Source organism: Psychrobacter sp. DWR1-2-3 (assembly GCF_049896465.1).
Taxonomy (GTDB): domain Bacteria; phylum Pseudomonadota; class Gammaproteobacteria; order Pseudomonadales; family Moraxellaceae; genus Psychrobacter; species Psychrobacter maritimus.
The window spans coordinates 658,555-680,265 of sequence record NZ_JAFCUJ010000001.1; the positions used below are offsets into that span (position 1 = coordinate 658,555).

Genomic DNA, 21,711 nt, shown 5'->3' on the forward strand with positions numbered 1-21,711 from the left:
TAAATAGTATGATTAATATTGTAGTAAGTTTACTTAACAAAACTGCGCTATGATGAATTTTTAGCTCTGCCACTATTTACGTTAGACTATATGTACGGGCTTTGAGCGCAGATACTAGAGCGTTTTTTAGCTGTCTAATCTGTTTGCTTATAGCAAGCATAAATGCGATATATCAGCTGTTTTTGTGCTTTAATATAGACTTGCTATAAGTTTTTGTATATTTATGCTAGGCTTACGCTCGCAGATAGCACATATACGCTAGGTGAATGCCAAGCAAATGTGCTACTTTATATCTATACTGTTTTGTATAATAAATATCCCATCAATTCATAGGAGTGTGCCATTGTGGCGAAGATTGTTGTAATCACTTCGGGTAAAGGCGGTGTGGGCAAAACCACAACCAGTGCTTCTTTTGCCGCCGGTTTAGCATTACGTGGCTATAAGACAGTTGTTATCGATTTTGATGTAGGCTTACGTAATCTAGACTTGATTATGGGCTGCGAAAATCGAATTGTTTATGACTTTGTCGATGTTATCAATGGTAATGCACGCCTATCCCAAGCGCTAGTGAAAGATAAGCAATTGGAGAATTTATATATCCTACCTGCCAGTCAGACACGTGATAAAGATGCGTTGACGGACGAAGGTGTAGCAGAAGTCATGGACGAGTTGTCTAAGCAGTTTGACTATATCATCTGTGACTCGCCTGCTGGTATCGAACGCGGTGCGCAGCTTGCGATGTATCATGCTGATGAAGCCATCATCGTTACCAACCCTGAAATCTCTTCAGTACGTGACTCGGACCGTATCATCGGTATCTTGCAAAGCCAAACTAAGAAAGTGGCGGAAAACCAAGGGACGGTACGTGAGCATCTTATCATCACACGCTACAATGCAGACCGCGCCGCCGCTAACGAGATGATGGATATCGATACCATCTCTAACGATATTCTAAAAGTGCCGTTACTTGGCGTGGTTCCTGAGAGCCATTCAGTGCTTGAAGCCTCTAACCACGGCGAGCCAGTGATTCATTATACCGACTCTGTTGCTGGTCAATGTTATGACGATATCGTTGCCCGTTTCTTAGGGGAAGAGCGCCCATTACGTCATATTGATGTGAAGAAAAAGAGTCTATTACAGCGCTGGTTTGGGGGTTAATAATGAGTAAGAAAAAAGGATTTTGGAGTAGTCTATTCGGCACCGATGACAGCAGTAATGCTGGTAGTGCCAATATGGCCACTGAGCGTCTAAAGGTTATCGTTGCAAGCGAAAATCGCTTAAATAATCGTTTGACCGCTGACCGTATCGAAAAAATGAAACGTGAAATACTAGAAGTGGTTAATAAATACGTCAACGGCGTTCAGATTGATGATGTCAATATCAATCATCGTTCTGAAGACAGCTTAGATGTGCTAGAAATGAATATCAGCTTACCTGAGCATAAAAAGTAGATTTTTTTACTTTATTGCTCCATAAAAAAGCCCTAAGCATCATACTTAGGGCTTTTTTTATGCTTACTTTTTATCTACAAGCCTTTATTTTATACGGGCTATCAGATTGTCTTTTTTGATAAACTGATGGTATAAAGCGGCGCCAATATGAATCAAGGTAAAGGCGATAATCATTGGCCATAAAATATCTGTATGCCAGTCATTAAAAAGTCGAGCCAAGCCTCTATCTGGTGTGACAAAGACAGGGATTTGAAATAAGCCAAAAATATCAACGGCTCTACCGCCATAGACTGACATCAGCAGCCCTGCTGTTGGCATAGCGATCAACAAAGCGTACAAGAAAAAGTGTGACAATTGTGAGAGGAGCATCTGCCATTTTGACATAGCAACTGCAGGCGGTGCTTTGGTAAATATACGATTGATCACGCGGGCAATCATCCAAAACAATAAACTGATCCCAAACGCCTTATGCAATCCGATATAGACCTTACTATCCAAATTGCCATATAAAAATATCATGACCCAAGTGACCAGCAATAAGATGGCACTAATCCAGTGAAAGATTCGACTAGCAACCGACCACTTTGTCAGGTTTGAATTGATGGTATTCATAGCTTACTTTATCACCCCTATTGTTCATTAGTGCTCAATGATGCTCATTCATACTAACTGGCGCTGACTGATACACTGATATTGGCAAACAGCGATTGGCTGATAAAAACACGTGCTAAACACTCTCAAGGCTAATGACAAAGATTTTTATGAGAAGCCTAACCTTAAGCAAACTAGGAGTCTAAATCAACCAATTGGTGTGCTATTTTATCTAAATCTGCTACCAAGTACAGCGTATTATCAATCATCACGGTTTGAAAGAGGTAGGATAGCACATCATCTTCTTGTACGCGTTCATCAACATCATCGATTTTGTCGTCTGTCTTAATAAAATACTCAGGAAGGTCGATATCTTTGACATCAGAGATACGCGCCTGTAGTTGGCGTAGCTCGCCTGTAGTTTGGAGTGCGATACGATGGGCGAAGGTATTACCTTCTAAGACAATCATTTTCTCTGGTGTTTGATGGCGTGGCAATAAATGGAAGACCGCGACTGCTTGCTGTTGCCACTCATAACTATCGGTATGTTCGCTACATTCCTCGACACTCAAAATCAAACTGCTAGGAATAATCCAATCCGGTTGGTTAACTGCTGGGACAACCGTCACGTCGAGCATACCATTGTTAGTGGTCAGTAAGCTCACCGCCTCAAACGAATGCTTTAGAATCTGTTTCATAAGTTGCTCACAATAAATGAATCTAAAGGGGCGCTCACCGCCCTTTCAGTAATATACTCAGTAAGTTTTTCTGCTAATGCTGTCGGACTGCCGACAAACTGACAGTAGCCTGAATCAATAATCGCTTGCGGCTGACTAGGACAGGCACTTAAGCTTGGCTCTTGCGCCCACAATTGACTGTCATTGTCTTGGATTAAATCCAAATACTGCGTACCATCGTTACCCATCCCTGAAAATATAATATTGATAAGTTCACTGCCATAGACATCACTGGTATTTTTAAGAATTTGCCCGATAGCAGGTTTATAATCGCCTTCCCAAGCCTGGTCTAACAAGATGATGCGACCGGTTGAATCACAGACAATTTGTTTATCAATAGGTACTATAAGACATTGCCCAGTGCGCAAACGCTGCGTTGAGGTAATCAGCTGACAGCGCCACTCATTATGACGATTCAATATACGCGGTAATGTACTAATCATGGTTTGGTTAAAGTGATGCGCCAATAAAATACTTACAGGCAGTAAAGGCGATAAGTGGTCTAAAAACTCTTTAACGGCGCTAGGGCCACCCATTGAAGCCCCTAAAAACACCACATAACGCCAGTCATTGGCCTCATTTTTATAGGCAGTGTTTTTATCAGTAGCATTATCGTCTAGCATCGGCAAAGCCAACATATGGGCAAGCTTACGCTTTAGTTTACGCTGCCACTTGGCATACTGCTGTGCTTCATTAAGATACGGTGCTTGACTGAACCCTACCAACACGGCGGCAGCTTGAGAGGCTGCCGTTGCTGTCGCCATATGATGGTCATAATCACCGTCGATTAACCAAATATCGATAGAGCCTTCATAGCTCTCAAACTTGTCTTGCAATTGCGCCCGCGATACGCAGTCAACCAGCTGTAAACCACAGCTACGTACCGTATCAGAAAAAGCCATACGCTGATGATGGTCCTCTGCAACCACCAATACCTTGATATCACTTTTATGTTTGTCTTTTAGCGCCAAGGCACGTAAGTTATCCTTCATTGACTAGGCTAGCCTCTTTACCCAATAGGGTTTCAATCTTACTAAGAAGCTGATTTTCTTGGAAAGGTTTGCCCATATAGTCATTAACCCCAATCTCAAGGGCGCGCTCGCGATGTTTTTCGCCCGTACGCGAGGTAATCATAATAATCGGCAGATGTTGCAGACGTCTATTATGGCGGACTTGTGTCGCGACTTCAAAACCATCCATGCGCGGCATCTCGATATCGAGTAGCATCAAGTCAGGTGTCGTTTCTTGTAGAATCTCAAGCGCATCGATACCATCTTTGGCAAGCACCACAGTGAAGCCTTGGCGCTCTAAGAAACGTGAGGTGACTTTTCGTACTGTAACGGAGTCATCGACCACCAAGATAGTCGCTTTGGACTCTGTCGTGCTGCGCATGCTCACAGCAGGTTTTGCGACTTCTTTCACCAAGGTGACATTACGCATCAAGGCAATCAAATCAAGGATGAGCATGACTGAGCCATCACCCATAATAGTCGCTGCTGAAATACCTGATAAATTCGAGAACTGTTGTCCCAAAGGTTTTACCACAACCTCAATACGCGAGCCTGCGATTTGGTCTACCTGTAGCGCCATATTCTGCCCACTACGGTTTTTGATAATGATAAGTGGCACGCTAGTATTGGTATTGACGACCAACTCATTTAACTTATTACCAGATAAAATCTCATTTAAATAACGGACGCGATAATCGGTATCTTCAAAGTTAAGCGTCGCCGCACCTGATTGATAATAGTCGTATATTTTTTCCGGATTGATACGCACAACCCGCTCAATCTGCACCAGTGGTATGGCATAATAGCGGTCTGCTGCGCGCACTACCAAGGCATCAGAAACAGCAACGGTGAGCGGCACACGCATGGTAAATCGAGAACCTTTACCCAGCTCTGAGACGACTGATACTGCGCCGCCTAACTGACGAATCTCACTGATCACGACGTCCATGCCGACACCGCGCCCTGATATTTGCGTCACCTGCTTACTGGTACTTAAACCGGCATTAAAGATGTACTGTATAATATCAAGGTCGCTTAGGGTACTGTCGCCGGCATCAATCAGACCTTGAGAGATAGCTTTATTGCGTACTGCTTCTACATCAATCCCACGACCGTCATCGGTTAACTGGATGACAATTTCACTGCCTTCACGCCGTACTTCTAAAGTGATTTGCCCACTACGCTCTTTACCCGCTTTTAGGCGTGTGGCAACGTTCTCAATCCCGTGATCGACGGCGTTACGTAACATGTGCTCAAGCGGCGAGGTAATGCGTTCTAGAATGGTTCTATCCATTTCATCATCAGCATTGATAATCTTGAGCTCAACCGACTTATTAAGCTCATTGGCTGTCTGACGTACGATACGCTCAAGCCTTGGCGTTAGACGGGTAAACGGCACCATACGCGAGTTCATCAAGCCATCTTGGAGCTCGGTTTGCGTTCGTGATAGTTGTAGCAATAGACTTTCACTATCACGGGTTTTTTCTAATAAGGTGTTATTAATATCGACCAAATCTGACGCCGACTCTGTCAAAGATTTTGACAGCTGATTCAATGAAGAATACTGATCCATCTCTAGCGGGTCAAAACCTTCATGATTGACCAATTCGTCATCGATTTGCGATAAAATCTGCGCCTCAAGCTCAATCTCCATCCGGCGTAACTGATCTGCTAAGCGCTGTACGGTAGTGCCCATCTCTTCAATACTATTGGTCAAGCTACTCATGCCCATATCGATACGCGCACGGTTAATCGCCGACTCGCCCGATAGGTTAATCATATGCTCAATCAGACCACCTGAGATACGAATCATCTCGTTATTATTGGTGTTTTGCTCTTGCTCAGCGGTATTAGCCACCATCAGCGGCATCTCACTAATATCCTTTTGGATATAGGTCGACTCTTGCTTTTGTTTCGCCAAAAGAATGGCGTCACGCTGCGGCTGCAATGACTCTTTCGGTATCTGCTTTAAGCTATCTGGGTTTTTACTAAATTGCTGTAATGCCTCAATCAATAAATCCGGGGTTGGCGGATTCACCTGTTGCGACAGAATAAATACGGCATCTGCAAGCCAATCATGACAGGCAACTAATAGCTCTAAGACTTTTTTGGTAGCAGGACGGCGACGATCGACGAAATCTGTATATACCGACTCCATTTCATGTGCAAGGTCAGCAATACCACTAGCGGTCACCATACGCGCGCCACCTTTAAGGGTATGCAAGTCGCGTTGTAGTGCCTGCAATGCCACCGTATCATTTGCATCACTTAAGAATGATTGCAGATATTCGTTACGGTTGGTCAGGGCTTCTGCTTCTTCTAAAAACACTTCCAAAATATCAGGGTCAGGTAAGCCATTTGCCCATGATTGCTTGATAATTCTATCTAAACTTAAGCTATCTGCTGCTTGTTCTATACGATGAATATATTCATCTGCCAGTACTTGCGACTCGGTATCGATATGGTTTTTCGGCATCGGTACAATAAGTTGGACGACATCTGGCAATGCCTTCGCTTTTTCAAACTGTTGTAACTGCTCAATCAACTCAGGCGCAAAAAACGATTGCTGATAGCGGACAATGTGCGCCACTTGTAATGACAACGTATCTTGCACGACCTGCATAATCTCAAGCCACTGTGCGGTTGGCATTCGTCTTTCTTCTACAAACGCCTCGTAGATACTCTCCGCTTCATGAGTCAAGTCACCAATACTACGGATACCTGCCATGCGCGCGCCACCTTTGATGGTATGCAGATGACGCTGTAAGACTTTTAGAGTATTGATATTACTAATGTCGGCGCGCCATTTACTAAAGCTGTCATTGAGCGCGTCATCAAGCTCTTGCGCCTCTTCTAAGAAGATTTCTAATAGCTCGATATCGGTATCGATGGTTTCAAGCTCTAGCTCAGGCGCGGCGATACTATGCACCGAAGCATCAGCATAAACCTCTGCAGTAATATTAATGTCAGTTTCAGTTTCAAATTCAGCGTTGATGTCGGCATCATCAGCGATCATTTCATTATTACTGTCATAGCGCTGAGCAATACTTTGTAGCTGCTGAAGAACTTGCTCATCAATTTTTAATGAGCTGCTACCTGCCAAGGCATCAAATAAACCGACCAATTGCGCATGTCCGGCCAGTAAAACGGCTTGAATATCAGCATCAATTGACTGTTCAGGATGATGACTTAAATAAGCATAAGCCTTGCCCAACTCATTAAGGATGGCAGTAAACTTTGGAAACTCTTGGGCTTTATCACTTAAGTATTTTATTTGTGCCATTTGCTGCGCAATATAAGCTTGGACTTGCGCACTTTCTGGATGAGTCAAAGCGGCTTCTAGCTGCCATTCAGCATCGAGCAATTCATTGATATTATCATCCAACAATTGGTTTATCGTTGGCTTATTATCAGCAGTGCTCTCGCTATCTTTAATAGCATACTGCTCACCAAGCATCGCTTGCAAAGAAGCAATATCTTGCTGGCTTTGCGTCTCTTCTAACGACACATCTTGCTGCTGAATGTTTTGTTTATAGTTGTCCAAATAGCCATTAATCAGGGTTGCAGACTGGGCGAGCGCCTTTAAATGCTGCGCACTCATCGGCGTATCCTGCTGCTGTAGCAGCTCTAAACTCTGCTCTATGGTCGCACTAACCTCGCTAATTGCTGTCAAAGCACTAGATCCAGAAGCAGCCCTTAAGGTATGGAATGCCCGTACAATCTCATCGCTTACCGCCACATAAGGCTCGTCTTGATGGCGACGAACAAAGTCATTAACGCTCTCTAATAACTCTTCTGCTTCTTCAATAAAAATGTCAAAAAAGGCTTGTTCTTCTTCACTTTGAGGGGTCAAAACGATGGGCGCTTCTGCCATTTTTTCATTCACAGAATTAATCGTTTGCAACATGCTGTCGATATGATTGCTATTGTCAGCATTGCTCTCATCGTCAAAACCATCCTGAGCACTTTGATTTGTACTTGGTGCAGAAGACGGTGCAGGAGTGCCTAATAACTGTTGGTATAGCGCAGGGTAGCTAAATTCATTACCCAACTGTTTACTATAAGCCTGCGCACAAGCCACCCATAAGGGCATGATAGCAGGGTAGTCTTGGCTATCGTTCTCAAAGGTGGTTAATAACTCAGGATACACGCTCAGCACATCGCCAATCAGCTGCTGTATGTCCGTAGAAGCCGTAATGCTATTATCTAAAATACGGTTGAGCATATTTTCTATCGACCACGCCAACTCAGCACTAGTATTAGCACCAACCATACGCCCCGACCCTTTTAAAGTATGGAAACCGCGGCGAATATCAGTCAACTGGGTTAACTCATCTGGAGCAAGCTGCCACTGCTCATATAAAGGCACGATTTCATCCAAGACCTCATTGGCCTCTTCTAAAAAAATCTCTTTAATATCGGGATCAGCATCGTCAGCATCCATCGGTAACGGCTGGGCTGCTGACATAAATGGTTGCAGTGCCGCAGGGATTTCTAATTCTATCAATGATGCAGAGATATCTTTTTCCTCTGCCAGCGAATAATTAACGTGCTCTGTCGTTCCTAGAGTATCGGCATGCTCAATGTCTAAGCTTGTTTCGTTTAACAACAAGCTCTCTTCTAGTAAAGGACTATCTTCCTCAACGTCAGCGGTAGAAGATATGACTTCAGATGTTTCTAGCCCAGTATTGATAGGTTGCTGGCTCATTAGGTTATTGCTTTGCACAATAGTAATAGCAGGATCAAAGCTTGGTAATTGCTGTGCTTCAAAATCACTCAACATCGCTGGTAGACGCTGGATCGTTTCTGTCACTAATGCGACGACTTCATCGGTCACCGGCAGTGTTTTTTCCAACAGACGATTGAGTAGGTTTTCAATTGACCATGCCATCTCACTGATGCTAAAAGCACCAACCATACGCCCTGAGCCTTTTAAGGTATGGAAACCTCGTCGCACTTCCGTTAACGGGGTTAAATCCTGTGCGTCTTGCTGCCATATCGGTAAAAAATCTTCTAAATCAGCAATAACCTCTGCAACCTCTTCGATAAAGATGTCACGAATATCTTCATCGATATCAAAGTTATCAGGCTTGATTTGGCTACGGGCGCTTAATAAAGCGGCACTTTCTGCTTCATAAGTGTTATTAAGATTATTAGCGTTATCACTATTACCACTGGCCAAATCGCTCTCTAAAACTGAGTCGATAATGTCGTCATTATTAATAGGCGCAATTTCACCACTGTCGTCGTAGCGCAGTACATCACTCGCCGCTAATTTTTGCGTTAAAAAAGTATCTTTTACTGTTTCAGGTGCATCGATATAGCCAGTAAGCAACGTTGAGGCTTTATCAATATAGACATTTGCTTGTTCTAATAATGCTTGATTAAAAACTTGCTGCGCCAGATAATCGAGTAATAATTCAATCGATGTTAAACCTTCTGCCACTGCTTCAGTAACATCCCAGCTGAGTACATTAATCTCATGGGTGCTTAATTGATCAAATATATCAGCTATTTTATCCGTCGCGTGACGGATTGATGGCAAGCCCATACTATCAAAGGCTTCGCTAATTTTAGTAAAATCTACTGAGTCTGATAATAGTTCGATGTTTTGGCGCTGAATATAGTCATTAAAGCCTTGCTTAACGTCTTCGACAGCAATACGCAACTCACGCAGGTCTTTATCATTTGCCTTAATTTGGCGGTTATTTTCTGTTTGTAAACCATCAATACTATTAAAATCATCAAAATCGTCATTCGTAATGACTGCAGGTTTAGAGGTAAACGACGCAGCGTTTCCTATTTTGCTAGCAATGACTTGTTCGGTATTGTAGACAGCATCGTATAATTCTTGCAGCTGGCGCTCAATTTGCGTATGTTCTTGTATCAATTCTGCTTCTGCAGATAAACCACGCTCTATATCAGCTAGGATTGCGGCAGTCTGTGCAGAAAAAAACGTCCAACCGCGACTCTCAAGTTGGTTATTTATGTGTTGTAAAGGTTTTAATAGCGTGTGAGGTTTATCAAGATTAAAGATAAGACTTTCAATTTGACTGAGTATGCGCGGTAAAAAACGTGATTCTACATCCGGCTGCGATACGTTATGCAATATAGATTGAGCGTTTTCACTATGAGTGACAAGGTTACTTAACTCAATATAAATACTGGTTATTAAATTATTAATGATATCCGTCGATATCTCGTTTTGCTGCGCGCAGGACTCTATTAGCGCATCTAACTGGCTTAATAACGCGGCATAATGTTTAGGTTTTGGGCTTTCATTGTCTGCTAGGTCATGTAGCCAAGTTTCAGTCAGATACCAAAGACGCTGTAAATCTGTATCCGCGGCGGTTTGCCATAAATATTGACTGACCTTTTCTAAAACCGTCAGTATAGAGGGAGTGTTGGCATTAGCTGCTAGTAATGCTTGTACTTGCTGACGCCAAACCAATAACAACTGCTGATATTGCTCACGGTCTAAATTTGCCGCTGTCGTAACATCAGGTACTGTAATATCAAGGTATTCAGTATCCATCATGCTAGCAGAATGCTCAGCTTCAGAGGCTAAGAAGGCATCTGCAAGATGGTCAGTCACGACACCATAATGCGCTAAGACTTGTGTCAGCTCAGCCGAGGTTTTATTCAGCAAAGCAGCATGGTAGCTACCCGTGCGCGCGTAGTGTCCAAGCTCACGCATGAGTAATCGATGAGCTATTTGACCAATACAGCTTTTATCCGTACCACATGCTACTTCAGCAGCTGTTTCTGACTCTGTTTCAGAAGCCGTTCCAGAATTTATTGCAATGTCGTCTGCAAGAGTATTTTCTAGGTCAACGACATTACCTATTCCTGCTAACAAACTGAGCTTAGTCGCCAAACTTGCCAATGCAGGCAAGTTGAGCATGGTTAAGGCACCACTAACTTGATGATAATTATGTGACATTTGCTCATAATCAGCGCTTTTTTCACCTAATTGCCAGCCATCAGCTACCTGTGATAATTGCTGATTAAATAGTGGTAATAACCACTCAAACGTCACCATGTCATTGGGCTGGTTTTTCATAGATTTATCCTAACTCGTCTAGGCGCTAATTTAGGCACTGATTTTTTGCCACGCATTAATCTGTGGGTGCGCAATACGGCGCATGTTTGATGGACGCCAAAATAACGCCTCACCTGGAGCCAATATAATGTAACCGCCTAGCGCACACTGCTCTGATAGCCGCGCTAAAATATCACGCTGATCAAACTTACGAAAATACAGCAGCATATTTTGGCAGACAATCACTTGTTGTAAATGCGGGGTTGGCGGATCTTGATTGATAATATTATGTAAAGTAAAGCGTACCTGCTGTTTTAAGGTTGGCATCACTTGCCAGTGGGCATTTACGCTATTTCTTATGATTTGCTTAGTATCAGTCGCTACAGGGGCAAAACGTAATGCTTCGATGACGCTTGCCTGACGCAGTGGCTGGATAAATTGCTGACAATGCGGCGGAATTATAGCCTGCTGCCTTTTATCATACTGCCCTAAGCGTGCTTTTTTTAATGCTTGTTCGCTGACGTCAGTACCTAATATAGTGTAATGAGTCAGATGCTTTGCCGCCAAGCTCATTGCTAGCGACCAAGTCTCTTGCCCACTCGCACAGCCGACGCTCCATATACGAAACAACTCATTAGCGCCAATATCGTCACTGCTATTAACATTACTGTCATTTGCTAATTGCCGCCGTTGATGCTGCAAAGCACACTCGGTGACAAATTCTATAGAAGGCTGATGGCGAAAAAAGCGACTTTCATGAATCAGCACCTTATCCAACAATTGCTGACGCAGCTCATGATTAATCGGTAACTGCTGCCATAACTGTAGAATAGTGAGCCCATACGATAGTGCCGTTTGGGTGACGGCATTGACCAACCACTTACGCTGAACATTCGGTAATATAAAGCCGATTTCTTGCTCTATATAACGTTGCCATTGCTCTGTATCAAAAGCAGCATCCTGTCTTAAAGCCTCGGCCGCTAAAGCGTCGGCTTTATGAATGAAAAGACTGTCTTGTTGCATATGATTATTCATGTGACCTGCTATTAATAGTGTTGCCTTAGATAAGGATAAGATAATAACTAGAGCAACTATTTGGTTAACATTTCAATATAAAAATCATAAATTAAGCGCTAATGACTCAATAATAAATGGCCCTTAAATACTGGCTGACACTCTTTCATCAATATCTAAGTACTCATCATCCGTCTGTTCTGTATGTAATTGCTCATCATCATTAGAAATCTTGAAGCCGGTCACTGACTCTTGCAATGCTGCTGCCATTTCACTCAGCTCACCAATAGAGCGCGCCGTTGCCATCGAACCCGATGACGTTTGCGAGGTAATATCTTGAATGATATTCATCGTATGCGAGATATGACCTGCAGACTCTGCCTGTTGCATAGCGGCGTTGGAGATGTTTTGAATCAGATCCGCCAAGGTATTAGAAACGGTTTGCACCTCTTCTAGTGCCTCACCCGCATCTTTTGCCAAACGGGCACCACGTACCACTTCAGAAGTCGTTGATTCCATCGACATCACCGCTTCACTGGTATCGGCCTGAATGGTTTTTACCAGCGTTTCGATCTGTTTGGTCGCGTTGGCTGAACGCTCAGCAAGGCGCTGAACTTCGTCGGCAACAACCGCAAAGCCTCGACCAGCCTCCCCTGCCATCGATGCCTGAATTGCAGCGTTCAATGCCAGAACGTTGGTTTGGTCAGCAATATCGTTAATCAGACCAACGATATCACCAATCTCTTGCGAAGATTCACCAAGGCGTTTGATACGTTTTGAGGTTTCTTGAATCTGGTCACGGATAACGTTCATACCTTCAATCGAGCGCTGTACAACTTCCGCACCGTTGTAGGCAATAGCAACTGAACGCTGTGCAACCGTTGCCGATTCTGCGGCGTTATTTGAAACTTGGTCAATCGATACCGTCATCTCATTAATAGCCGCTGATACGCCAGCAATCTCTTGCGCTTGGTGCTCAGACGCCTCAGCAAGCTCAACCGCATTCATCTGCGTTTGCTCTGAGGACTGCGAGACGCGATCAGCGGTACTGTTAATAACCAGTACCAACTGACGTAATTGGTCAATTGCGAAGTTAACAGAGTCAGCAATCGCACCGGTAAAGTCTTCCGATACGGTCGCATTTACCGTCAAGTCACCGTCTGCCAAATCACCTAGCTCATCCAGTAGACGCAAAATCGCAATCTGGTTACGCTCGTTTTCTTCTTGAATTTGGCGCGCACGTTCAGACTCTGCTTCCGCTTCTTGGCGACGACGCAAGGTCTCTTTTTCAATCAATAAACGTTCTGAGCCGCCACGTTGTTTTAGTAGCTGGAACAACGCGAATAAGATACCAAGCACACCTAAGACAAATACAATCACCGGCAAGACAACTGATTGATTAAAATTCGTTAAATATTGGCTGACCGATGACAATGAATTGACCAGCCAAAACAGACAAGCCACACTTACTAAAGCACAAAGCCCTAATAACAGCTTCCATTTACTATTAGCATCTGTCGTTGTTTTATTCTTACCAGCTACAGGGTTGTTTATAACATCACTCATCGTGCCTCTTCCTTTCAAACAATCGTCAAAGTCGTATCGTGACTGACTCTGAAATCATATTGTCATCAAAACAACAGTGATTAACAAAGCCTGTATGAATGCTGACATATCACTAAACCATGTCAGCCCTTGTTCTTTTATTCTTGCTTTAACAAAAACCGCTTATCAAAAACAATTAAGTAATAAAGACCGCTATGCTTATATGGCGGCATCGGTATACTGCAAATCTTGTGCAAGCAAGCTTGGCATAAACACATACCAATCTTGCTCATCCTTAAAAAACTTGCCATGGTTATAAGGCGCAAATGGCGAGCTGGGCTCAAGCGCTTCTGGACGATATTGATCTTGAGTGAACTGCTCAATACCCAAGACTTGATCGACCAGCAACCCTGAGAACACATTATCATGGTCAATAACGATAACTTTACGTTGGCTCATTTGCGACAACTGACTAGGCACTTGTAAAAAACGCGACAAATCGGTTAAAGGTAACAAGCGCCCACGAATATTGGCGATGCCAAGCATCCAAGGCTTTACTAAAGGCACGCTGGTATATTCTGGCATGGTCAATATCTCTGATACCTGACCCATTGGTGCCACCAAACGCTGACCACCAATCTCAAATACCACACCTTGCCAGTCAAACTCTTTGCCTCCGCGGCGACCACTTTTGCGCGCGCGTGCTAAGTCTGCTATCCGTAGCAGTTCAATAAACCCTCTGGATGCCACAAGCTACTCCATTACTCTACGAATTATCTGGACCAGACCACTTTCATCAATCGGCTTAGTAATATACTCTTTAGCGCCTTGACGCTTACCCCACACGCGATCAGTTTCTTGATTTTTGGTACTAATCATAATGATAGGAATATGAGACGTGGTTTTCCCACGGGTAATCTTACGAGTTGCCTGAAAGCCGTTCATTTCAGGCATCACCACATCCATTAAGATGACATCTGGCAGGTGGTCAATGGCCATCTGACAGCCTTGCTCACCGTTTGTCGCTTCTAATACTTGATAGTTATTCTTCGCAAGCATGTCGCGAAATTTCGCCATCTCAGATGGCGAGTCGTCAATGACTAAAACAGTAGTCATAGGTGTTTCCTTTATTTTCGATGATATCCATTAGGATATATTATTGATACAAATCGATTAAAATAAGTCGCTATGAGTCAGTGGCCGCATTATTCTCATCAGGGTAAAAATTAAGCAGCAAACTTGCATAACCAACTTTCCTAAACAGCGTCTGTAAGCATAACTGTAAAGACAACTTATCTGCTGATTAGCGACTTATATTGGGTTTTTATAGCAGGCTATTATTTATAAGGGGCTATTTATAACAGCTTATAATAAGTTTTAAAAAACCTACCGCTATGAGCGATACTGGTTAATCGCCTCAAAAAGCTCATCTTTACTAAATGGCTTGGTCAAATACTCATCAGAGCCGACAATGCGACCACGGGCTTTGTCAAATAAACCATCTTTCGATGACAACATAATTACAGGCTTGCTGGCATAATCAGGATTGTTTTTTATCAATGCGCAGGTCTGATAACCATCTAAACGTGGCATCATAATGTCCACAAAAATAATATCTGGGTTATGATCGACAATCTTAGCCAAGGCATCAAAACCATCAATGGCGGTTACAACTTCGCAGCCAGCTTTTTGCAATAACGTTTCTGCGGTACGGCGAATGGTCTTTGAGTCATCAATCACCATTACTTTTAAACCATCAAAATTATTTTCCATTATCTCTGTCCTATTAATGACTATTTATTCGTAATGCTATCTATAAGTACAGATTATCACTCTAATCTGCCAATCTAAGCTATCAATACAAAACAATAAGCGGTTATCTTAATTTATCAGTGAACGTATTTTATCTAAAGATAAACAGCAAACCCTGTATTGTGCTCGATCATAATAGCTAAATTTTCACCATCAGTATCTGCCTACTTACCAGCGCATTACCATCAGTCACTATACGCACTTTATGGTAAATATTCTTAGCAAATTGCGCGGTATTTTAAGTGCTATTAAGCGGTGATAATACCTATATCAGCGTTGCGCAATCATATTATTCAGTCATCGATACAAATCCCAGCTAACCGAACTGCGAGCCTTTTCAGCAATCTTTCATTAAAGCTTAGTTATTAAAAGTAGTTCATTCTTACTAAAAGTAGTTGCTGTTACTTAACAGGATTTGATTTAGATGACAATAAAGCCAGATACGATATTTGGCGTTGCTATATTTTGGCATTATATAGAAATAGCGTGCACCTTACCGAATAATTTTCTTTTGTCATAAAAATGTATCAATATATTTTATTATGTTTGTTTTAGCACAGTTGCAATGCCTTTTCCAGTCATTTAGTGAATTTATGTTCAAATAAATCAGTGTAAATTCATCGCTCTAGCGCAACCCCTTTATTTTCGGCCTGTATTATTAGCGCTGCCTATCAACGCAACATTCAACTCAATCAATGCCCATTAGAAAAGACAGGCTAATCATTTCACCGCAGCAAAATTCACTATATAATGAAAATTCGTTGATAATGGTGACTGGTATGACAGATTCTATGTGCTCAAGGCGTTTAAGCACGATATTTTCAAGTGCGCTATTTCTAGCTTCTAGCCCTTTAAAAAAGAGCTTGTACCTCTTAAGTGCTTTGCTCATTATCGCCTGTCAACCCTCCCCTCCGACATCAGAGCCCGTCACTGCCGAAAATAGCGAGACGGTTAATACGCCGCTTTTGATTCGCGCTGATAGCATCACGATGACCCCTGACCATATCCTGAGCGTCAAGCCAACCCGTTATCAGCCAAGTCTTGGCTTAGAAGGTGAAATTGAGCCTATTAAAAAGGTCAATCTGACTGCCGGACAAGCGCTGACGGTAGAAAAGGTATTGGTGAAAAAAAATCAATGGGTAGAAAAAGGCGCGCCCTTATTTATTGTTCGTCGTCAAACGACCGAGATTCAACAGCCAGCTGATGTAGCAGTAGCGGCTACAAACTCAGCAGAAACCGTAGAAATTAATAAAAATTCTGATATTAAGCCTGAGCAATCGGCTGTCAATAATCAAAATTCGGCAGATAATACCGTTATTGATAGCGAAAATCAGACAAAACAAGCGGTAAAAAATGACGCAGAAAGCGATGCGAAAATGACTGCCGCTAACAGTAAAAATCCAACTACAGACAACGCTATTAGCAGTGGCAGTAATGACGAGCTTAATAACACTCAAGAGGCTGCACCATCAGAAAAATCATACAACTTGATCACGGTGCGGGCGAGTTTTTCTGGTCGTATAGAAAAGCTCTACATTAAAAACGAACAGAAGGTAGAGCCGCATCAGCCTTTATTAAAGCTCAGTGACGAGACGGAACTGCATTTTATTGCCACCCTTCCCATTGACGCTGAATCGCAAATCTCTGTCGGGCAAACGGTGAATTTTACCGCCGAAGGTTTAATAGATAAATTTACCGGCCAAGTGAGTAAGCTGACCACCACTCAGCAACCCAAACAGCTGTTGGTTGCTGTCAACGTGGTTGATAACGAAGTCAGTCGCAACCAGATAAGACCTGATATGAAGGTGACAGGACGTGTTGACTACGGACAGATACAGGTCGGTACCACTGTCCCTAAGCGTGCCCTGCATAATGTAGATCTCACTGTGCTGCACAAGCCGCCTTATAAGCCGCTGCGGCCTTTAATCGCCAATGTATGGATTATCAAACAAGACCAGCGTTTGACGCGCCAGCCTGTCGAGGTCATTGAGTATGACCCGCTGACCAAACAATATTTAATCGCGGGCATTACCAATGACAGTTTGATTTGTTTGGCAAATTTACCGGTTGAGTCTGAAGGTAAAAAGGCCGTAGTTTCATAAGCATTGAAGCAACTAGTTACATTGTGTAGAAACATTAACAAAGCATGTCTTGTTTAATAACATCCTGTTTAGGCAATATAGCGTATGCTAAATAGCAGTGATTGAAAATTAAGGGCGCAGTACTTTTAAAGCAGTACTTTTAAAGCAGCACTTTGAAAATGCAGGTTTAAAGCAGTACTTTTTAAAATGCAGATTAAACAAACTATAACAACAACTAGAGGAAAAATTATGAGTAAGCAGATTTTACTAATTGAAGATGATCCAGATTTAGCCGAGTTAATCAGTGATTATCTGACCATGAATTATTACGATGTACACCATGCAGGATTGGGTCAAGAAGGTCTAGATTTATTAGACACCAAAGAGCGTGATATTGACCTAGTCGTACTGGACTTGATGCTTCCTGATATGGATGGGATGCAAGTTTGCCAAAAAATACGTGGCAACAAAAACAACATGACCAATAAAGTGCCGATTATTATGCTGACGGCAAAAGGCGATACCACTGACCGCGTATTGGGTTTAGAGATGGGTGCCGATGATTATATCGCCAAACCATTTGAGCCACGTGAGCTATTGGCGCGTATTCGTGCCGTTATTCGTCGTCATGAGCAGCCAAACCAAGCCGACAGTCAATCAGACAGCCTGACTTTCGGGCGCTTGAGCGTCTTTCCTGACAGTCATGAGGTCACTATCGATGACCAACCGGTACGTCTAACGACGCATCAATTTCAATTGCTGCATTATTTTGCCACTCATTCTGGTAAAGTACTAAACCGCGAGCAATTATGGCAAGCGATGCCAAATGATGACAGCTCAGACAATATTGATCGCGCTATCGACGTGCATATTTCGCGTTTGCGTGCGCTTATTGAAGACAATCCACGTCAGCCAAAACGTATTATTACCGTACGCGGTGTGGGTTATCAATTCGCAACCGATCAAGTTTAAATGGCGTATGTAATCAAACGACGTTAGGTTAAGCGATAGTGCCAACAACACCGATAAAACGGTTATGAGCGTTTGATAATAGAGATGATTTAATGCAACAACTGGGTTTTCGTTCCGTATTTGCCAAGCTATTTGCCAGTGTCATGCTGGCACTTATCTTATTTGCGGTAGCGATGGTGTTATTGACGCAGTTGGTCCATGACAAAGACGCTGGCATTCGCTCAGAAATCTTAGCCACGCAAATCTTGGGTCAAATAGACCCTTTTTTGCATGAGCTAAACATCGCGGTCAGCAAGGACAATCGCTTACAGTCGCGCTTTATGCTGGCGGTGGTCAAAAAAAGTTTTGATATTTTTGATGAGTCGTTGCAGGCAAAGATGGGTTTGTATGACAGCGAAGGTCATTTGCTTATGCAAACCGACAATAGCGATTTGCCGTTAGAATTGCCGGCGCCGCCCTCTTTATTAGCACGCGTTTTTCCATCATTTGCTGAAACCTCCCCAACCAAGCAAGCCCAAGTCTATAGTAGTACGGGCTACACACTATTATATGAGTCACGCTTAGCACCTAAAAAGCCTGTGCTCTCAGCGGCGCTAAACTTATTTACCGGTACCTTATTGCTGCTGATTATTATGGCAGGCGTGCTTTGGTGGATTGCTCGTACCATTACTTGGCGTATCAATCAGATGAGTCAGCAGATGGCTGAACTTGGTGATGGCGACTTTAGCGTGCGTGTCAATGCACGCGGTAATGATGAGATTGCCTCACTCGCCCGCGGTTTTAACCAAGCGGCACAAAAGATTGAGCACCTTATTAATGCCAATAATCTATTGTTGGCACACGCCTCGCACGAGCTGCGCACGCCTATCACCCGTATCCGTTTACAGATTGAGATGATGGATATGCTAGCAGCAGCCTTGCCGAGCGATACCAAAGAAAAATTTGATAAACGTGCCCATGCGATCAATCGTGATCTGTCGGGATTAAATGATTTGGTTGAAAGTATCTTGCTCGTCAGCCGATTAGACGCCGGTCATGCGCTACAGCAAGTTGAACATTTAGACTTATATGACTTGGTCAATCAGGAACGCCAGCATTATCCTGAAGCGACGTTGATTGGTGAACACATCGTCATTGACGGTCAATCATCTATGCTTACCCATTTAATTCGCAACCTACTGACCAATGCCATGCTACATGGCAAGCCGCCTGTTACTGTATTGCTTTATGGCGTGCAAACCTTAGAGGAAGCCAATGATATCCCTGACTTCCTACTGCAAACCATACTGTGCAGCAGCTTTGTCGACTATAACAGCTCCGACTTTGATTCTTATGAAGAAGTCACTCATAGCGTTAATCAGCTTGAAAACGCGCAAAACAATCAGCATGGCGATAATGACTCTATTGACGCTAGTGACAGAAAACCTAAGCCAACGTCAGCAGAAGCAACAGAAATAGCATTATTACCCGCCCCCGCTATTTATAAAAATGGTGAAAACGTCACGGCGCTTACTGATGCTCAGAATGAAATCATTGAGGTTGAGGGTGATAGTGATAGTGATAGCGATAATGATACGAGCTTAGTCACGGATAAATCACAGCCTTCAGAACTTATTGACGTACCTAGTAAGGTAAACACTGACATAAGCAATGCCATAAACACTGACATAAGCAACGCCATAAACACTGATATAAATAGTAATGATGAGTCTAAAACTATTAATGAGCCTTCGCTTAGATCCAATTATCAACGCTTCACGAGCGATTTAACCGATAAAATTAAAAAAGTCATTTGGCGCGCGGTTCCTGAAAATCAGGAGATATCACTTCTCAGTATTGAAGACAATGCTATCAATCAAAATGCAGAAAACACCGATAAAAACAATAGTACTGAGAAAAATGACGCTAAAGATAACTCTAAGAGCAATAATAAAGAGAACGCCAAAGATAATGGCGAGACAGCAAATACACCACGTAAAGAAGGTTTGTTTAGTAAGCATCTAAAGAAAGCAAAAACCGAACCAACCCGCCCGCTACCAAAATATGCCGTGTTGGCAGTGATTGATGAAGGCGACGGTATCCCTGAGAATAAACGCGAAGAAGTTTTTAGTCCCTTTGTACGCTTACAGCAAAAGAATAAAGGCTCAGGACTTGGCTTATCCTTGGTTGCCCAAATTGTCACCGCGCACCAAGGGCGTATCCTCACCGACACCATTAATGGTCATACGCGATTTTTAGTGGTGCTACCTGTGAAGCACGACCCTCATTATCATCATGAAAGCCGTGATTAATCCTATAGCTCAGTCTTAAAAAACTGCGTCTTAAAAAACTAATTCTTAACAAGCTCAGTGGCAAAAAACTTACTGCTAAAAAATCAGTGCTACAAACATGCTTGAAAATGCCTGCTGATGTTATATTGCTTCTTTATTTCATAACCATTTATTCGAAATGACGATAAATTTACGCGCTACCAGTTTTGATTGCTTGGTTACTTAATAGCAAGCAAGCCAAGATTATCCTTAAGTCATGGATGTCCATATCCAAAACACTGCATAATATGCTATATTAGCGCCCCTTATTATGGGGTTATTGAATGTTGTTTTTAACTGTGCTCTTTACGATGTAAGAGACCCTACAACCGCTTCATGACTATTAAAGTATTTATTGAATTTTGAGCCCTCCATGAGTGACATGATTGTCTTAAACGATGTGACCAAAAGTTTTCTAAGCGACCGGTCTATAAAAGATAAAGACGGCAAGCCACATTGGTTTACTGCTGTCGAGCCGACGTCTTTAACTGTGCAGCAAGGCGAGATATTTGGCTTGATGGGCTATTCGGGCGCGGGTAAATCTACCCTCTTACGCCTGATTAATTTGCTTGAGCGTCCAGATTCCGGTCAAGTCATCGTCGATGGTACGGATTTGACCACCTTATCCGCTAGTGATTTACGTATCGCTCGCCATAATATCGGTATGATTTTTCAGCAGTTTAATCTGATGTCCAATCGTACGGTCTTTGATAATGTCGCCTTTAACTTAACGGTGGCAGGTTATCCGAGCGCCGATATCCATAAGCGCGTGATGGACTGCTTAGAAATCGTCGACTTGATCGACCGTGCCGGGCATTATCCCGCGCAGTTATCAGGGGGACAAAAGCAGCGTGTCGGTATCGCGCGCGCCATTGCGCCAAGCCCGAAAGTATTATTGGCGGATGAGCCGACCAGTGCGCTTGACCCTGCGACCACGCGCAGCTTATTGACTTGTCTACGCGATATCAATGAACAGCTTGGCGTCACCATCGTCATTGTCACGCATGAAATGAGCGTGATTCGCAGGCTATGCGACCGCGCAGCGTTGTTACATCAAGGGCAATTGCTTGAAGTTGCTGATATTCGCGACGGTCTGATTCAGGCCACCACAACGATTGGCAAAGGCTTGGTTCACGAAGACTAAGAG

General features: G+C 43.1%; 14 protein-coding genes and 1 pseudogene. 6 read left to right on the forward strand and 9 right to left on the reverse strand.

What is annotated here, in order from left to right; genetic code table 11:
• The first annotated feature begins 345 nt into the window (after positions 1-345).
• Entirely contained in the window at positions 346-1,158 is an 813-nt protein-coding gene (gene minD / locus ACP7AA_RS02730; protein ID WP_183620258.1) for a septum site-determining protein MinD, read from the forward strand.
• Positions 1,159-1,160: 2 nt separating this feature from the next.
• A complete protein-coding gene (gene minE / locus ACP7AA_RS02735; protein ID WP_183620257.1) occupies positions 1,161-1,451 on the forward strand; it encodes a cell division topological specificity factor MinE in 291 nt (96 codons plus the stop codon).
• Between the two features lie 84 nt (positions 1,452-1,535).
• On the opposite strand, the gene ACP7AA_RS02740 is transcribed toward minE, so the two are convergent.
• From ACP7AA_RS02740 to pilG, 9 genes and pseudogenes are all read right to left on the reverse strand, one after another.
• Positions 1,536-2,063, reverse strand: a complete 528-nt coding sequence (locus tag ACP7AA_RS02740) for a cytochrome b (RefSeq protein ID WP_426222576.1) — start codon at positions 2,061-2,063, stop codon at positions 1,536-1,538.
• 173 nt (positions 2,064-2,236) lie between these two features.
• Positions 2,237-2,740 carry a hypothetical protein gene (locus ACP7AA_RS02745; RefSeq protein WP_426222577.1) on the reverse strand — a complete coding sequence of 168 codons (504 nt, stop codon included), beginning with the start codon at positions 2,738-2,740 and terminating at the stop codon, positions 2,237-2,239.
• Positions 2,737-3,771: a chemotaxis protein CheB gene (locus tag ACP7AA_RS02750; protein WP_426222578.1), complete on the reverse strand. Its 1,035-nt coding sequence runs from the start codon at positions 3,769-3,771 to the stop codon at positions 2,737-2,739. Before ACP7AA_RS02750 ends, ACP7AA_RS02745 begins: the two co-directional genes overlap by 4 nt.
• Complete coding sequence (locus ACP7AA_RS02755) at positions 3,761-10,852, reverse strand: Hpt domain-containing protein (protein WP_426222579.1); 7,092 nt, start codon at positions 10,850-10,852, stop codon at positions 3,761-3,763. Before ACP7AA_RS02755 ends, ACP7AA_RS02750 begins: the two co-directional genes overlap by 11 nt.
• Before the next feature lie 30 nt (positions 10,853-10,882).
• Positions 10,883-11,866: a CheR family methyltransferase gene (locus ACP7AA_RS02760; protein ID WP_426222580.1), complete on the reverse strand. Its 984-nt coding sequence runs from the start codon at positions 11,864-11,866 to the stop codon at positions 10,883-10,885.
• Between the two features lie 207 nt (positions 11,867-12,073).
• Positions 12,074-13,078 (reverse strand): annotated as a pseudogene (locus tag ACP7AA_RS02765) (methyl-accepting chemotaxis protein); the annotation flags it as partial.
• A gap of 531 nt (positions 13,079-13,609) precedes the next feature.
• Entirely contained in the window at positions 13,610-14,140 is a 531-nt protein-coding gene (locus ACP7AA_RS02770; protein ID WP_201565077.1) for a chemotaxis protein CheW, read from the reverse strand.
• A 3-nt stretch (positions 14,141-14,143) separates the two neighbouring features.
• Positions 14,144-14,506 (reverse strand): response regulator, encoded by a 363-nt coding sequence (locus tag ACP7AA_RS02775; RefSeq protein ID WP_183620243.1) that lies wholly within the window; start codon positions 14,504-14,506, stop codon positions 14,144-14,146.
• 276 nt (positions 14,507-14,782) lie between these two features.
• Positions 14,783-15,163 (reverse strand): twitching motility response regulator PilG, encoded by a 381-nt coding sequence (gene pilG, locus ACP7AA_RS02780; protein WP_149488687.1) that lies wholly within the window; start codon positions 15,161-15,163, stop codon positions 14,783-14,785.
• Positions 15,164-15,981: 818 nt separating this feature from the next.
• Between pilG and ACP7AA_RS02785 the strand changes: the two genes are divergently transcribed.
• The 4 genes from ACP7AA_RS02785 (at position 15,982) to ACP7AA_RS02800 (ending at position 21,708) form a co-directional block, all read left to right on the forward strand.
• Positions 15,982-17,304: an efflux RND transporter periplasmic adaptor subunit gene (locus ACP7AA_RS02785; protein ID WP_426222581.1), complete on the forward strand. Its 1,323-nt coding sequence runs from the start codon at positions 15,982-15,984 to the stop codon at positions 17,302-17,304.
• Between the two features lie 228 nt (positions 17,305-17,532).
• Positions 17,533-18,255, forward strand: a complete 723-nt coding sequence (locus ACP7AA_RS02790) for a response regulator transcription factor (RefSeq protein WP_057761578.1) — start codon at positions 17,533-17,535, stop codon at positions 18,253-18,255.
• A gap of 92 nt (positions 18,256-18,347) precedes the next feature.
• Positions 18,348-20,546 carry an ATP-binding protein gene (locus tag ACP7AA_RS02795; RefSeq protein WP_426222582.1) on the forward strand — a complete coding sequence of 733 codons (2,199 nt, stop codon included), beginning with the start codon at positions 18,348-18,350 and terminating at the stop codon, positions 20,544-20,546.
• 391 nt (positions 20,547-20,937) lie between these two features.
• Positions 20,938-21,708: a methionine ABC transporter ATP-binding protein gene (locus ACP7AA_RS02800; protein WP_201565075.1), complete on the forward strand. Its 771-nt coding sequence runs from the start codon at positions 20,938-20,940 to the stop codon at positions 21,706-21,708.
• The last annotated feature ends 3 nt before the right edge of the window (positions 21,709-21,711 follow it).